The organism is Rhodanobacter umsongensis (genome assembly GCF_042654965.1).
GTDB lineage: Bacteria > Pseudomonadota > Gammaproteobacteria > Xanthomonadales > Rhodanobacteraceae > Rhodanobacter > Rhodanobacter umsongensis.
This window is the reverse complement of record NZ_JBHSMK010000008.1, coordinates 76,604-92,205: the sequence shown is the minus strand read 5'-3', so window position 1 is coordinate 92,205 and position 15,602 is coordinate 76,604. Positions and strand designations below refer to the sequence as shown.

Genomic DNA, 15,602 nt, shown 5'->3' with positions numbered 1-15,602 from the left:
AGCGTCCCGGCTTCTCCGCTGCGCGCAGGAGCCGGGGCACGGTCAGCGACTCAATGCTGCGGGGCGTCGTCCCTTGCCCGTGGCGCGGCTTTCTGCCCGGGCCGGGATTCGCTGCGCTGCGGTCGGGGTGCTTCCTCTCGCGGCTGTGGCCTCTGGTAACGCGGCTGCTGGAAACTCGGTCGAGCGGGCTCGTAGCGCGGCGGCGCCTGCATCGGCTGCGGCTGCGGCTGTTCGCGAACGTAGCTGCGTGGAGCGGGTTCGCTGCGCTGGAAGCGCGGCGCCGACGTGCGCACGGGTGGGCCGGATTCGGTCGGCATGGGACGCATGGCGGGGCTGCCGGCGTAGCGCTGGCCGGGTTCGTCGTTGGCGCGCCCGGGACGATTGCGGGGATCGGCGCGCAGGATCTGAGGCGCCTGCGGCAATGTCGTCGAGCTGCTGCGGAAAGCGGGGCGGGTGGGGCCGTGGCTGTCATCGGCGCCCGACATGTAGCTGACGCCTGGACGCGGCATCGCCGCACGCCGGTCGGCGTTGGCGGAATCGCGCGGACGGGCGAAGCGGGCCGAGGGCAGGGCGCCGCCAACCTGTGCATCGGCGCGGTTGTCGTGGCGCCCCTGCGCAGGCGTATCCGCGCCGATGCGGGTGCCGCCAGGACGTTGCTGCGGCCAGCCGCCGGGCCGGCGGACATCGTTGTCGCCAACACGGTCGCCGCCCGCGCGATCGGTCGCGCCACGACCGAGCCCGTCGCGTGGATTCAGCACGCGCACGCCGGGTGCGGGCAGGCCGGTGCCCGAGGCGCCGGCCTCGCGACCGTCGCGTCCGGCACCGCGCGCATCCCGTACCGCGGTCGGCGGCGCATGGCGTGCGACCACCTCGCGATCGAATCCGCCGCTGCGCAGGTTGCGCACGTGCGGGTTGCGCGATGGCTGCGCACCACCGGCAGGCGGCCGCAGCTCGTTGGCGTCGCGCGAGACCAGCGGTGCGGCGGCGAGCCGGCGCGGGTCGATCCGCGCCAGGTTGTGCTGCACATGACGGCCAGCGGTGAACGTGCTGCCTGGCACGGCGGTGAAGCCACGTGGCTTGTCGCGATTGGCGTAGTGGTCGCCGCGCGATGGCGTGCCGTTGCGGTAACGGTTGTAGTGATCGTCGATGTCGGCGCGGCGATCGTGCCCGCGGTGATCACGCATGTTGCGGATGTTGACGTCGGTGTAGCAACGACGGCCACAGCGATACCACGGGTCATAGATCTCGCCGGGGCCCAGCGGAAACCAGCCCACCGGGCCGCTGCCGACCGACCAACCGCCGCCGCCGACGAACGCGACCAGCGCCGGGGCGTAGATCGGGCGCACGCCGCGCGGCCCCGGCATCCAGCCCCAGCCGCGGTGCGTATAGGCCCAGCGGCCGTAGTGATACGGCGCAAAGCCCCATGGCGAATCGTCCACCCAGGTCCAGCCCCACGGGGCGATATATGCCCAATGGCCGTCGCGGTAGGGCGCCCAGTCGGCGGCCACGTGGGTGGGATACCACACCGCGCCGTAGTCGTCGGTGTCCTGCCAGTCGCCGTACTGATCCAGATCCTGGTAGCCAACCACATCGTCCGATACGTACCGGCCGCTGTTCGATGAGGCATAGCGACGGTCACGCCCGCTCGACCACGCGTCGAACGCATCGCCGCGGCCGATGTCGCTGATGGCCACTGCCGCGAGGCTGGAATCGACGAAGCGGTAGCTGCGACCGGGATGGATCGTGCGTTGCGCATTGTTGTCGCCATACACGGTGGCGCCGCCGTCTGACGCGGTGACCCGGGCGCTGCTGCCGTTGTCGTCGATGTCGACCCGGAACGTGCCGGGCTGATCGATCACCAGCGCCACGGTTGGCGTGTCGATTTCGTAAGTCTGGCCAGCATCGAGAGTGCGCACGGTGACGTTGAGCGTGCCCCGGGTCAGTTCGATCTGCGCCAGCTGGTCGTTCAGGTCGAGCAGGCCGAAATCGGTTTGGCCGTCCATACGCAAGCTGGCGCCGCCCAGTTCCAGTTCCGCCCGGGCATCGCGTCCGGTGGACAGGCGGTCGCCGCTGGTCAGAGGACGATTGACGCTGGCATCGCTCCACTCCTTTGCACCGGCCGGCAGCAAGCCGAGATCGCCGGAGATGTAGGAAAGTCGCGCCACACGGCTCGGCGGATCGGCGTTGTCGTCATCGCCGGCGGACTGCGCCTGAGCCAGGCTGGTCGCCGCGCACAGCAGCAGAAGCGCCAGCACGCGCCAGCCAGAGCGGTAGGGATTGAAAAACCGGGCGAGCTCACGCATGTGACGTTCCCTGATGAGCGCGAGGTCCTCCGCGCGTGGGTCTATCCAGTCCGCCAGCCGGCTTCGCGGCGTGATGGTGATTGACGCGGCGATTATGCGCACATCAAAAGTTAGTCCCGTCTTAGTTTGCTCGGCGGGGGTGCTGGGGATTCAGCTGGCCGCCAGCTGGGGTTCATGCGGCGTTGGGCCGGCGCGCGCTTGAACATCGGGGCGGCGGCCAGCTTTCCAACGACGCGCATCACGCGCTACCATCCGCCGGCCGATGCGGGTGTAGCTCAATGGTAGAGCTGTAGCTTCCCAAGCTACTGACGAGGGTTCGATTCCCTTCACCCGCTCCATTCCCCGCCCACGATCCGAGCTACCCGAACCCTATGGCGGATCTGATCACCGCGGGCCTGATGACGCTGGGTTGGCGCGAACGGCTGGCGTTGCCGCAACTGGGGATCGGCCTGCTCAAGGCCAAGCTCGATACCGGTGCGCGCAGCAGTGCGCTGCATGTCGACACGCTCGAGGAATTTCGCCGTGATGGCGCGGTCTGGCTGCGCTTCACCATGCATGTCGGCCGGCGCCAGCCGCGGGAAATCTGCTGCGAGGCGCAGGCGCTGGATCGACGCACGGTGACCGATACGGGTGGGCGCCGCACCGAGCGCTGGTTCATCCGCAGCGAAGTGCACCTGGCGGGGCGGCATTTCGACGTCGACATCAACTTGACCGATCGCCGGCATATGCTGTTTCCGATGTTGCTGGGCCGCACTGCCCTGAGCGGACGGTTTGCGGTGGACCCGGCGCGTTCCTATACCCAGTCACGGCCGCTGAACGTGGTCACGGACCCCTCATGACGACTACCGCATGAAGATTGCCATCCTGTCGCGCAACACCCGCCTCTATTCGACCAAGCGCCTGGTCGAGGCAGCACGCGAGCGTGGCCATGTGGTGCGCGTGCTCGACCCGCTGCGCTGCTACGTGCGCATCGCGCCGGACGCGGTGGCGATCCGCTACAAGGGCAAGGACGTTCGCGACATCGATGCGGTGATTCCGCGCATCGGCACGACCAGCACGTTCTATGGCACCGCCGTGCTGCGCCAGCTGGAGATGATGGGCGTGTACACGCCCAATCCGTCCGATGCGGTGCTGCGCGCACGCGACAAGCTGCGTTGCCTGCAGATCCTCGCCGCGCAGGGGATCGACATGCCGATCACGGTGTTCGGCGACAACCCCGATGACACCGCCGACGTGCTCGCCCTGCTCGGCGATCCGCCGCACGTGATCAAGCTCAACGAGGGCAGTCAGGGCACCGGCGTGGTGCTGGCCGAGAAGCGCAGCGCCTCGCAGAGCGTGATCGAGGCGTTCCGCGGCCTGTACGCCAACTTCCTGGTGCAGGAGTTCATCGCCGAGGCCAAGGGCAGCGACCTGCGCTGTTTCGTGGTCGGCAAGAAGGTGGTGGCGGCGATGCAGCGCGATGCCAGTCCTGGCGAATTCCGCGCCAACCTGCACCGCGGCGGCAGCGCGATGGCGGCAACCTTGAGCGCCGAGGAGAAGCGCATCGCCGTGCAGGCAGCCGGCGCACTCGGCCTGGGCATCGCCGGGGTGGATCTGCTGCGTTCCAATCGCGGGCCGTTGCTGCTTGAGGTAAATGCCTCGCCTGGCCTCGAAGGCATCGAGGCGGCCACCGGCGTCGATGTGGCAGGCGCGATCATGGATTTGTTGCAGGCCCAGGCGAACGATTCGTCCGCCGAGCCGCGAGTGCGCCGCAAGCCGACAAAGGCGTGAGCGCGGCGGCCCGCGCTCGCGTTAACCGCCCGATGAGAACGGGTTAACCCCACCGTAACCACGAAACCCCTATAAAGCACCCACTGTTATTTGCGTGGACAGCTGGCCGGTTGGCCCGGTGACGGCAAACGATGGTATCGGGGCAGTAGTTTGGGCCCAGGTGGGCGACGGGTACGTCGTACATCTGGGCCTTTTTATTGCCCGGGTGGCTCCCTGGTTCAGTTTCGCAGGAATCGTGCGCCTCCCCTCACAACAAGCTTGTTAAGCTTGCATCCTCAGCCGGCCTGTGCGCCGGCTGCGCAGGAGTGACATATGCGCGTACTGGTGATCGAAGACAACAGCGATATCGCGACCAACATCGGCGATTATCTGGAAGACCGCGGCAACGTGGTCGATTTCGCGGGCGACGGCGTGACCGGCCTGCACCTGGCGGTGGTGCACGACTTCGACGTCATCGTGCTGGATCTCACGTTGCCCGGCATGGACGGCCTGGAAGTGGCGCGCAAGTTGCGCCATGAGGCACACAAGCAGACGCCGATCCTGATGCTGACTGCGCGCGACGCGCTGGAGCAGAAACTGACCGGCTTCGAGTCCGGTGCCGACGACTACATGACCAAGCCGTTCGCGCTGCAGGAACTGGCCGCGCGGCTGGAAGTGCTGGCGCGGCGCGGCAAGGGCCCGCAGAGCCGCGTGCTGAAGGTGGCCGACCTCACCTTCAACCTCGACACGCTGACGGTGAATCGCGAGGGCAAGTCGATCCAGTTGAACCCGATCGGCCTGAAGCTGTTGCAGGCATTGATGGAAGCGAGTCCGTCGGTGGTCACCCGGCAGGATCTGGAGCAGCGCGTATGGGGCGAGGAACTGCCCGACAGCGACTCGTTGCGTGTGCATATCCATGGCCTGCGCGCCGCCATCGACAAACCGTTCGACAAGCCGCTGATCCACACGCGGCACGGCATTGGCTATCGGATGGTCGAGCCGGATGCAGTCCAGGCGTAAGCTTCGCTTTCGATTGATCGTCTCCTTCGCGTTGTTCGGCTTCGGCCTCAGCGCGCTGTTTGCCGTGGCTGCGTTGTACGTGCGGGCCAAGGTAGAGGACCAGCTGGTGGTGTCGGCGTTGCAGCACGATGTCGATCAGGCGGTCGAGAACAAGCACCTGCACCCCGACCTGCCCCTGAAATCCGACCTGATCGATGCATGGCTGTGGAGCGACCGCACGATCTACAAGGCGCCGCTGGCCTGGCAGAACCTGGCGACCGGCGTCTACGACATGAAGGACGCGGACGAATCGGGTCGCCCACGCCATTACAAGCTGGCGGTCAGCCGCAAGTACGGTCTGATCGCGTTCGTCATCTACGACATCAGCCGCGAGGACCTGGGCAAGCAGCAGTTGATCGTGTCGCTGGTCGGTGCCGTGCTGTTGTTCAGCCTGCTGTCGCTGGCGATCGGGCTGTGGTTATCGCGCAAGGTGCTCAAGCCGGTCAGCGAGCTGGCCAATCGTCTGCGCGAATTTCGCAAGATCGGCAAGGCCGAGCCGCTGGCGCCGCACTTCGCCGACGACGAGGTGGGTGAACTGGCGCATGCGCTGGACGAATACTCGGCGCGGCTGACCGCGATGGTCGAGCGCGACCGTGAATTCAACTCCGACGTCAGCCACGAGTTGCGCACGCCGCTGGCGGTGATCGCCAGTACCACCGAACTGCTGCAGGGTTCGCCCGATCTCACCGAGAAGCTGAGCGAGCGGCTGAAGCGCATCGAGCGGGCCTCGCGCCAGGCCACCGAACTGATCGAGGCGTTGCTGCTGCTGTCGCGCGCCGAACGCCGTGGCCCGACCCGCGGCGAGACCACCGAAGTCGGCAAGGTCGCCGCCGACGTCATCGAGAGCCAGCGACCACAGATGCGCGGCAAGCCGCTGACCATCGATCTGGCTGTCAACGAGCCCGTGAACGTCAACGCACCGGCGTCGGTGCTGTCGGTGGCGCTGACCAACCTGATCGGCAATGCGATCAAGTACACCCTGGAAGGCAACGTCCGGGTCGAAGTGGGATCCGGCCGCATCGAGGTGATCGACACCGGCCCCGGGATCAAGCCGGAAGACGCCGAGCGGCTGTTCCAGCGCGGCGTGCGCGGTGAGGGTGCCGGCGGCAGCGGTGCGGGCCTCGGTCTGGCGATCGTGCGCAGGTTATGCGAGTTGTATGGCTGGGATGTCTCGATGCGCCCACGCAGCGATGCGAATGGCGCGATCGCCAGCATCAAGTTCAGCTGAAGCAGGAATCGCGGTCGTCCCCCTGCAAGCAGTGGAAGATCGGGCGGGTCAGAAACAAAAACGCCCCGCGTCGCGAGGCGTTTTCATGCGTCAGGACGGCTTGTTGCGCGCTCAAACCTGCTCCAGCCAGCCCCACTTGTCGTGGGTGCGGCCTTCGAACAGGCCAAAGAACAGCTCCTGCAGACGCAGGGTCACGCGGCCGGCCTTGCCGGTGCCGACCGGCTTGCCGTCGACCGAGCGGATCGGGGTGATTTCGGCGGCGGTGCCGCACATCAGCAGTTCGTCGGCGAGGTAGAGGTACTCGCGCGGGATGTCGCGTTCGACCACCTCGATGCCGTCCTCGCGCGCCAGCGTCTTCAGCGTGTCGCGGGTGATGCCGGCCAGGATCGAGGCGCTGGCCGGCGTGGTGTGCAGCACGCCGTCGAACACCAGGAACAGGTTCTCGCCGGCGCCTTCGCTGAGCAGGCCGGTGGAAGCCAGCGCGATGCCTTCGCCAAAGCCGAGCCGGCGCGCTTCGCGCGCGATCAGCTGGCCGGACAGGTAGTTGCCGCCGGCCTTGGCGCCCGCCGGGATGGTGTTCGGCGCGAAGCGCTGCCAGCTCGACACGCAGGCATCGATGCCATTCTGCAATGCCTCCGGCCCGAGGTACGGGCCCATCGGCCACGCCGCCACCGCGACGTCGATCGGTGTTTCGGCGGACAAGCCGAAACCACCCAGACCGCGATACGCGACCGGTCGCAGATAGGCGGCCCCAAGCCCGTTCTTGCCGATCACCGCGCGGCATGCCGCAGCCAGCTCGTCGGCGGAATACGGCAGCACCATGTCGTAGATCTTGGCCGACTGGTACAGCCGGTTCAGGTGGTCGGTGAGGCGGAAGATGGCCGCGCCATCGGGTGTCGCATAGCTGCGGATACCCTCGAACACCGACGAGCCATAGTGCAGCGCGTGCGACATCACATGCGTGGTCGCTTCGGCCCATGGCTTGATGCTGCCGTTCTGCCAGATCCAGTCGGGGTACTGCTGCGCCATGTCTCTTCTCCAATGGGGACCGCCCATGATAGCTGCTCGGCGTCCGGGCGGCGTTTTCCGGGGGCCATCCCCGGTTCGGTCAATCGCGGTAACGCAACCACAGGCAACCGGCCTGGCGCGCGATGCCGAAGCGGATTTCGCGCGGATTCCCGCTGCCGGCGGTATGCAGCACCAGCTGATCGGCGGGCGGCGCGGATGGCGCGGGCCCAGCGACGAACGGATCGCTGCTGCCGGGCGTCGCCGCGGCCGGTTCGGCATCCTCGCCGGGTATATCGACGTCCAGCAACGGTTGCTTCATCAGCTCGCCGAGCGAGCGGATGTCGGCAATCGCCGCGCCACGAGCATAGCCATTCCACAGGATCAACCCCGCCAGCCGGTTGGCGTCGCGGCTGGCGAACGCGTCGACCACGCTTTCGCGCAAATGGTCCAGACTGGCCGCGCACAGCACCAGCGGCGGTGCCGTCGGCGCTGCATCGCCTTCGGGGGCGGCGCTCGGGTTGACCGGCGTTGCCTGCAATGCGGCGCAGGGCTGGTCGGTGAACACCGCGCCGCCATGGGGGCCGATGCAGCGATGGATCTCCGTCTGCGCCTGGGCCGGCATGGCCCGGACAAGCAGAGCGAGGCACAACAGGGCGGTCGACCGAGACATCAACGCAGCATACCCGCGCCCTGCCTCAGAAAAGTTGCTGCAGCACCATTTGCGTCGCGCGAGCGCGGTTGAGCGTGTAGAAATGCAGGCCCGGTGCACCGCCATCGAGCAGCCGTCGGCACAGCTGCGCCACCACCTCGGCGCCGAGCGCGCGAATCGATTCGGCATCGTCGCCATGCGCCTGCATGCGCTTGGCGATCCAGCGCGGGATCTCCGCGCCGCACATGTCCGAGAAGCGCTTCAGCTGGCCGTAGTTGGAAATCGGCATGATGCCGGGCACGATCGGCACGTTGACGCCCAGCTTCTGCACGTCGTCGACGAAGCGGAAATAAGCGTCGGGGTTGAAAAAATACTGGGTGATCGCGCCGTTCGCACCGGCGTCGATCTTCGCCTTGAAGTGCTGCAGGTCGCGCAGTGCGTCGTCCGCCTGCGGATGGGTTTCCGGATAGGCCGCGACCTCGATGTGGAAATGGTCGCCGCTGTGCGCCCGGATGAACTGCACCAGCTCGGCCGCGTAGCGAAAATCGCCGGCGGTGGCCATGCCCGAGGGCATGTCGCCGCGCAGCGCCACGATGCGCCGGTAGCCCGCCGTGCGATAGCCGTCGAGCAACTCGGCCAGCTCGGCGCGAGTGCCCCCCACGCACGACAGGTGCGGCGCCACATGCAGTCCGTGTTGGGTGTGCAGCCGGGCCACGGTGTCGCCGGTGTAGCTGAGCGTGGACCCGCCGGCGCCGAAGGTGACCGAGGCGTATTCCGGCCGGTGCGCCTTCAATACCTGGGCGGCGCGATCCAGTTGCGTGCGCTGTTCGTCGGTCTTGGGCGGGAAAAACTCAAAGCTGATGGCCGGCATCGCTGGGTTCCAGGTGGACGATGGCGGCAAGTATATATCTCCATGTCGCGATGAAGCGATATAAGAGAAGGGTCTCGGCGATCATCCCTCGGCCGTCACCTGGCGGCTCCTTGAATCGGCTCGCTGGCCACTATCGACCGAATCGTGGGGCCGCGGCCTGCGGAGAGTGCGAAGCGCTACCCTGTGCGGGTTTCCCGTCCAGGCCGTCCATGATCGTTCTCACGCCCTTCGCCCGTACCCGCCTGTTTCCCCGCGACCGGCGCGGCAACGCTATCCAGGATTGCACGGCGGAGGCGTTCGAGCTCCATCTGAACGATCACCAGCCGTTGAAGGTGCTCGATGGCTATGCGCCGTTCTGCAAACTGCATGTGCACGCCAACTGGACGTCCACCCGCTGCCATGCGGTGCCGATCACCGACGAAAATCGCCATCGGCTGCGTAGCGGCTACGAGGCGCGCTCATCCGAAGAGCTGCCGGTGCTGGTGCGTTGGTTCGAGGGTGTGGAGGCGCCGGTGGCGCGTTACATCATGCCCATCCTCTACAGCCGTGAACAGCTGGCGAAGGAAGGTGCGCCCGTCGACGGCGACTGGGGCGTGGTGGGCTGCCTGTACACGATGGAGCCGGAAGAGATCCCGATGGCGCCGATCACCATGATGCGCAATGCACTGGGCGTGGAAGAGGGCGGCTCGGGCGTGCCGCTGGACCGGAAAGCCTACCGGCGCAGCGTGGCGTTCTGGGAGAGCCACGCCAACTGGCGACCCTGACCGAAGCGGCATGCGCCAATGAAAAAACGGGCGCCTTTCGGCGCCCGTCTGATGCAGCACAAGCTTCGCGCGACTCAGTAGCGGTAATGTTCCGGCTTGTACGGGCCTTCCACCGGCACGCCGAGGTAGCCGGCCTGCTCCTTCGTCAGCGTGGTCAGCTTCACGCCGATCTTCTCCAGGTGCAGGCGCGCGACTTCCTCGTCGAGTTTCTTCGGCAGGATGTAGACCTTGTTTTCGTACTTGTCCTTGTTCGCCCACAGCTCGATCTGCGCCAGGGTCTGGTTGGCGAACGAGTTGGACATCACGAAACTCGGATGGCCGGTGGCGCAGCCAAGGTTGACCAGGCGGCCTTCGGCGAGCAGGAAGATCGCGCGGCCGTCGGCGAAGGTGTACTTGTCCACCTGCGGCTTGATGTTGAGTTTGGTGACGCCGGCCATCGTGTTCAGCGCATCGACCTGGATCTCGTTGTCGAAGTGGCCGATGTTGCAGACGATCGCCTGGTCCTTCATCGACTTCAGGTGCTCCAGCGTCAGCACGTCCTTGTTGCCGGTGGTGGTGACGTAGATGTCGCCGCGGCCCAAGGTCGATTCGACGGTGTTGACCTCGAAGCCTTCCATCGCCGCCTGCAGCGCGTTGATCGGGTCGATCTCGGTGACGACGACGCGCGAGCCGTAGGCACGCAGCGAATGGGCGCAGCCCTTGCCGACGTCGCCGTAGCCGCACACCACGGCGACCTTGCCGGCCAGCATCACGTCCATCGCGCGCTTCAGGCCATCGGCCAGCGATTCGCGGCAACCGTACAGGTTGTCGAACTTCGACTTGGTGACCGAATCGTTGACGTTGATCGCGGGGACCAGCAGCGACTTCGCCTCGGCCAGCTGGTACAGGCGGTGCACGCCGGTGGTGGTCTCCTCGGAGACGCCCTTCCAGCCCTTCACCACGGCGTGCCAGTAACCCGGACGCTCGCTGTGCACGCGCTTGAGCAGGTTCTTGATCACTTGTTCCTCGTGCGAGGAGGCCTTCTCGTCCACCCACTTCGAACCGTTCTCCAGCTCGTAGCCCTTGTGGATCAGCAGCGTCACGTCGCCGCCGTCGTCGACCACCAGCTGGGGCCCAAGGAAACCGCCCTTGCCGTCGGGGAAGGACAGCGCATCCAGCGTGCAGTCCCAATACTCTTCCAGCGTCTCGCCCTTCCAGGCGAACACCGGCGTGCCGGTGGCGGCGATCGCGGCGGCGGCGTGGTCCTGGGTCGAGAAGATGTTGCACGAGGCCCAGCGCACGTCGGCGCCGATGTCCTTCAGCGTCTCGATCAGCACCGCGGTCTGGATCGTCATGTGCAGCGAGCCGGTCACGCGCACGCCCTTCAGCGGCAACGTGGCGGCGTGCTTCTTGCGGATCGACATCAGGCCCGGCATCTCGTGCTCGGCGATGTCCAGTTCCTTGCGGCCAAAGTCGGCAAGCGACAGGTCGCGGATCTTGTAGTCGTGGATGGCAGCTTCTTTGGTGACGGCGTTCATGCGTATCTCCGGTTTATTGCGAATCGCTTCGCGTAAAAACAACCGGGCGCCGTTGTGGAACGTGCCGCGCCGAGCCTGGCCGGTTTCTGACCACGGAAGGATCCGCGGTCGAACGGTCGCAGCGCCCCTCGGCGGGCAGTACAAGCTGGTGATTGTAGCGGGAGACGGCGAGTGATGCCTCCCGCCGCGCAATTCGCTAGGCTGGCCATTCACCAAGCACCGGAGCGCCTGCATGGAAGAGAACCGCGAAGCCGAGTTCCTGCCGCCCGATGGCCCCCTGCGCGAGGACGTCAGCCGGCTCGGTGCAATGGTGGGGCGGATGCTGGCCGAGCAGGGCGGCGAGGCGTTCTTCGAGCGGGTCGAGCAGGTGCGTACCGCCGCGATCCGGCGCCGCCACGAAGGCGCCTCGGTGGACGAACTCGCCGGCTCGCTGGCCGGCCTCGACGCCGCGCACGCCGAGGCCCTGGCGCGGGCATTCGCCACCTATTTCCAGGCGGTGAATACGGCTGAGCAGGTGCATCGCATCCGTCGCCGCCGCGACTACCAGCGCGAGGGCAGCGCGCCACAACCGGAATCGCTGCTCGACGTGTTCAGCCGGCTCAAGGCCGAAGGCGTGGGCGCGGATGAACTGCTCCGCTGGCTCGACCGGCTGTGGGTCGAGCCGGTGTTCACCGCGCATCCGACCGAGGCGGTGCGCCGCTCGCTGCTGGAAAAGGAACAGGCGATCGTGCGCTCGCTGATCGACGGGTTCGACCCGCAGCGCACGCCGCAGGAGCGCAAGGAGGACGGCGACCGCATCTACATGGCGCTCTCCGCCGGCTGGCAGACCGCCGAAGCCTCGTCGGTGCGGCCCACCGTGCAGGACGAGCATCATCACGTCGGCTTCTATCTCGCCAACCCGATCTACCGCATCGTGCCCACACTGTTCGAGGCGCTGGCCGAGGCGCTTCAGGCGGTCTACGGGATCGCGGCGGAACTGCCGCAGCTGCTCGGCTTCGCCACCTGGGTCGGCGGCGACATGGATGGCAATCCCAACGTCGGTGCAGACACCATCGCCGCCAGCCTGGCAACCCAGCGGGCGCAGGTGATCGAGCATTACCAGGCGGACGTGGCCGTGCTGGCGCGCCTGCTCAGCCAGACCGAGGGCCGCGTCGAGGTCGCCGCCGGCCTCCAGCAACGGCTTGGCGACTACCGTGTCCGCTTTCCGGCCGCCGTCGCCAAGGTACGGCCACGACACGCGGACATGCCGTATCGCAGCCTGCTCACCGTGATCGGCGCGCGCCTTGAAGCGACCCTGGTCGACGATCATTCGGAAGGCTATACGGCCGCGGCCGAACTGCTGGACGATCTGCAGCTGATCGCCCGCAGCCTGGTCGATCATCGCGGCCTGCACGCCGGCGCGTACGCGGTGCAGCGACTGATTCGCCGCGTTCGCACCTTCGGCCTGCACCTGGCCCGACTGGACGTGCGGCAGGATTCACGCGTGCATGACGACGCGCTGGCCGCGCTGCTGGACAACCCGGCGTGGCCGCAGCTGGCGTCCGCCGAGCGCGTCCGGCAGCTTCGCGGCTATGCCAGCGGCAAGGCGCTGTTCCCGATCAGCCATGCCGAGGTGGTCACCTCGCTATACGACGTGTTCGCCACCCTGGGCGACGCCCGCCGTCGCTACGGCAGCGAAGCGGTCGGCCTGTACATCATCAGCATGGCGCGTTCGGCCGCCGACGTGCTGGCGGTACTGGCATTGGCACGCTACGGAGGCCTGGTCGAGAACGCCAGCGTGCCGCTCAATATCGCGCCGTTGTTCGAGACCGTCGACGATCTGAAGAACGCGCCCGCCACGCTGCGCGCGCTGCTGGACGACCCGGTCTACCGGCAGCATCTGGCCGCGCGCGGCAACCAGCAATGGGTGATGCTCGGCTATTCCGACAGCGGCAAGGATGGCGGCACGCTGGCGTCGCGTTGGGGCCTGCAGCGCGCCCAGGTGGAGTTGCTCGAAGTGGCGAATGCCGCAGGCATCCAGCTGGCGTTCTTCCACGGCCGCGGCGGCTCGGCCAGCCGCGGCGGCGCACGCATCACGCCGGCGCTGATGTCGTCGCCGCGCGGCGCGGTGGCCGGCGTGCTCCGGGTGACCGAGCAGGGCGAGGTGATCCATCGCAAATACGGCATCCGCGCGCTGGCGCTGCGCAACCTGGAGCAGACCGTCGGCGCCGTGCTGCGCGCCTCGCTGCGTCCGCGCGAGACCGAGCCGCGCGAGGAGCGCTGGCGCGAACAGATGAACGCGTTGTCCGCGAGCAGCCGCAACACCTATCGCGCCTTCGTCGAACACGAGCATTTCGTCGACTACTTCCGCACCGCCACGCCGATCGACGTGATCGAGAGAATGACCCTGGGCTCGCGCCCGGCCAGTCGTCGCAGCATGCGCGGGGTGCAGGACCTGCGGGCGATCCCGTGGGTGTTCGCGTGGACCCAGTGCCGCTCCATCCTGCCCGGCTGGTACGGCCTCGGCAGCGCATTGGAACAAGGGGTCGGGCAGTTCGGCGAGGAAGCGCTGGTGGAGATGGCGCGTGATTGGCCATTCTTCAGCAACGTGCTGGATGACGTCGAGATGGTACTGGCCAAATGCGACCTGGACATCGCCGAAGCGTTTTCGAAACTGTCCGGCCCGCTGCATGGCGAGTTCTTCGGCCTGATCCGCGACGAATTCCGGCGCACCCATCACTGGCTGCTGCGCCTCAAGCGCAGCGATGCGTTGTTGCAAGGCGATCCGCGCCTTGCCGCGTCGATCCGCCTGCGCAACCCGTATGTCGATCCGATGAGCCTGTTGCAAGTCGATCTGTTGCAACGCTGGCGCGAAGGCAAGGGCAGCGACGAGGCCTTGCTGCAGGCATTGGTCGCCTGCGTCAACGGCGTCGCGCAAGGCCTGCAGAATACCGGCTGACACCGGGTTGTCGATTCCATCCCGCGCGCGCCGGTCGGGGCCGCCCGGGGATGCTGTTCCGAATCCCGCATGCAGGAGCATCGCGAGCGAGCTCCTGCATGCGGCGGTACGACTCCGGACGCTGCTGTCCGCAGTCGAACGGCGCCGCCGCGTTGTTGCCTGCTCGATCCGTTGCGCCACAACCACTTGCGCGCGTGGCACGGGCCTTGCTCCATCTGGCCCATGGATATCGCCAACCCCCTCGCCGCCCGGCGCAGACGCCGCCGCAGGCAGATCGCCATCGGTGCCCTCGTGCTGTTGCTCGCCGGCCTCGCTGTCGGCGCGGCCAGCCTTGGGCCGGCCTTGCCGGTGGCGGAGCGTTCGAGCCTGTGGATCGACACCGTGCAGCGCGGCGACATGCTGCGCGAGGTGCGTGCGCCGGGCACCCTGGTGCCGCGCGACATCCACTGGCTGGCGGCGCAGACCAGCGCGCAGGTGGCGAAAATCGAAGCGTGGCCCGGAACCCATGTCGAACCCGATACGGTACTGCTGCGTCTGGTCAGTCCCCAGGTGGAGAACGACGTACGCAATGCGCAGGCCCAGGTCGCCGCCGCCGAGGCGCGGGTCGCGGCCAAGCACGCGGAGCTGCAATCGCAGTTGCTGGACGAACGCTCCTCGCTGGCGCAGGCACAGGCGGATTACGCCTCGGCCAAGGTGAAGAGCGCAGCCGATGCCAAGGCGATGGCGAAGAACCTGATTCCGCGCGTGCAGTACGAGCAGGAACAGATCGCCCTCGACCAGCTGCGCCATCGCGCCGAGATCGAGCAGCAGCGCGTGCAGACGTTCGGTGCCGGCATCATGGCGCAAATGGCCGCCGTGCAGGCCGAGCTGCAACTGCAGCGCAGCAACCTGACCCTGCGCCAGCGTCAGTCCGATGCGCTCGACGTACGCGCCGGCATCGCCGGCGTGCTTCAGCAGATGGCAGTGCAGGAAGGCCAGCAGATCGCCGCCGGCGGCAATCTGGCTCGGGTGGCCCGCGGCGACGTGCTGATCGCGCGGCTGCGCGTGCCCGAGGTGCAGGCCAAGGACGTCGCGCTGGGCATGTCCGCCCAGGTCAACACGTATAACGGCATGATCGACGGCAGCGTCACGCGGATCGATCCGGCGGTGGTCGATGGCAGCGTACAGGTGGACGTGACTCCGATCGGTGCGCTGCCGGCCGGTGCGCGGCCGGACCTGTCGGTGGACGGCCGCATCCGCATCGCGAAGCTCGACCAGGTACTGTCATTGGGCCGACCCGCCCAGGTGGAGGCGAACAGCGAAGTGGCCCTGTTCCGCCTGGATGCCGCCGGCAGTACCGCCACCCGTGTGAAGGTGCGCGTGGGCGCCGCCTCGGTCGACCGCGTGCAACTGCTGCAGGGCCTGCAGCCGGGCGACCGGGTGATCCTTTCCGATACCAGCCAATGGGACAAATATGATCGCCTGCGCGTGCGCTGACTGCGCGGGGTTTCCTGCGCCTTGGGAACGGTTCTTCCAT

Annotated in this window: 12 protein-coding genes, 1 tRNA gene and 1 riboswitch; of the genes, 8 read left to right on the top strand and 5 right to left on the bottom strand. The window is 67.3% G+C overall.

The window, feature by feature from the left end; genetic code table 11:
- Nucleotides 1-50: 50 nt before the first annotated feature.
- Nucleotides 51-2,303, bottom strand: coding sequence for a DUF6600 domain-containing protein (locus tag ACFPME_RS12290; RefSeq protein ID WP_377305696.1), 2,253 nt, complete (start codon nucleotides 2,301-2,303; stop codon nucleotides 51-53).
- Between the two features lie 264 nt (nucleotides 2,304-2,567).
- Between ACFPME_RS12290 and ACFPME_RS12285 the strand changes: the two genes are divergently transcribed.
- From ACFPME_RS12285 to ACFPME_RS12265, 5 genes are all read left to right on the top strand, one after another.
- Nucleotides 2,568-2,641: transfer RNA gene (locus tag ACFPME_RS12285), tRNA-Gly, on the top strand.
- A gap of 33 nt (nucleotides 2,642-2,674) precedes the next feature.
- Complete coding sequence (locus tag ACFPME_RS12280) at nucleotides 2,675-3,142, top strand: ATP-dependent zinc protease family protein (RefSeq protein ID WP_377305694.1); 468 nt, start codon at nucleotides 2,675-2,677, stop codon at nucleotides 3,140-3,142.
- Nucleotides 3,143-3,152: 10 nt separating this feature from the next.
- Entirely contained in the window at nucleotides 3,153-4,073 is a 921-nt protein-coding gene (rimK, locus tag ACFPME_RS12275) for a 30S ribosomal protein S6--L-glutamate ligase (RefSeq protein WP_377305691.1), read from the top strand.
- Nucleotides 4,074-4,385: 312 nt separating this feature from the next.
- Nucleotides 4,386-5,072 carry a response regulator transcription factor gene (locus ACFPME_RS12270; protein WP_007509416.1) on the top strand — a complete coding sequence of 229 codons (687 nt, stop codon included), beginning with the start codon at nucleotides 4,386-4,388 and terminating at the stop codon, nucleotides 5,070-5,072.
- Nucleotides 5,056-6,339 (top strand): sensor histidine kinase, encoded by a 1,284-nt coding sequence (locus ACFPME_RS12265; RefSeq protein ID WP_377305688.1) that lies wholly within the window; start codon nucleotides 5,056-5,058, stop codon nucleotides 6,337-6,339. The genes ACFPME_RS12270 and ACFPME_RS12265 overlap by 17 nt, the downstream gene beginning before the upstream one ends.
- Before the next feature lie 111 nt (nucleotides 6,340-6,450).
- Here ACFPME_RS12265 and ACFPME_RS12260 read toward each other — a convergent pair whose 3' ends face one another.
- From ACFPME_RS12260 to metF, 3 genes are all read right to left on the bottom strand, one after another.
- A complete protein-coding gene (locus ACFPME_RS12260) occupies nucleotides 6,451-7,368 on the bottom strand; it encodes a branched-chain amino acid transaminase (protein WP_377305686.1) in 918 nt (305 codons plus the stop codon).
- Between the two features lie 79 nt (nucleotides 7,369-7,447).
- Entirely contained in the window at nucleotides 7,448-8,017 is a 570-nt protein-coding gene (locus ACFPME_RS12255) for a DUF4124 domain-containing protein (RefSeq protein WP_377305684.1), read from the bottom strand.
- Nucleotides 8,018-8,042: 25 nt separating this feature from the next.
- A complete protein-coding gene (gene metF / locus ACFPME_RS12250; protein ID WP_377305682.1) occupies nucleotides 8,043-8,867 on the bottom strand; it encodes a methylenetetrahydrofolate reductase [NAD(P)H] in 825 nt (274 codons plus the stop codon).
- A 209-nt stretch (nucleotides 8,868-9,076) separates the two neighbouring features.
- On the opposite strand from metF, the gene ACFPME_RS12245 reads away from it, so the two are divergent.
- Nucleotides 9,077-9,631 (top strand): DUF3228 family protein, encoded by a 555-nt coding sequence (locus ACFPME_RS12245; RefSeq protein ID WP_377305680.1) that lies wholly within the window; start codon nucleotides 9,077-9,079, stop codon nucleotides 9,629-9,631.
- A 74-nt stretch (nucleotides 9,632-9,705) separates the two neighbouring features.
- Here the strand turns inward: ACFPME_RS12245 and ahcY are convergent, their stop codons facing one another.
- Nucleotides 9,706-11,148, bottom strand: coding sequence for an adenosylhomocysteinase (gene ahcY / locus ACFPME_RS12240; protein WP_377305678.1), 1,443 nt, complete (start codon nucleotides 11,146-11,148; stop codon nucleotides 9,706-9,708).
- A gap of 37 nt (nucleotides 11,149-11,185) precedes the next feature.
- A riboswitch (S-adenosyl-L-homocysteine riboswitch) is annotated at nucleotides 11,186-11,284 on the bottom strand.
- Between the two features lie 96 nt (nucleotides 11,285-11,380).
- On the opposite strand from ahcY, the gene ppc reads away from it, so the two are divergent.
- Both ppc and ACFPME_RS12230 read left to right on the top strand, forming a co-directional pair.
- Nucleotides 11,381-14,086 carry a phosphoenolpyruvate carboxylase gene (gene ppc, locus ACFPME_RS12235; protein WP_377305676.1) on the top strand — a complete coding sequence of 902 codons (2,706 nt, stop codon included), beginning with the start codon at nucleotides 11,381-11,383 and terminating at the stop codon, nucleotides 14,084-14,086.
- Nucleotides 14,087-14,308: 222 nt separating this feature from the next.
- A complete protein-coding gene (locus ACFPME_RS12230; protein ID WP_377305674.1) occupies nucleotides 14,309-15,562 on the top strand; it encodes an efflux RND transporter periplasmic adaptor subunit in 1,254 nt (417 codons plus the stop codon).
- The last annotated feature ends 40 nt before the right edge of the window (nucleotides 15,563-15,602 follow it).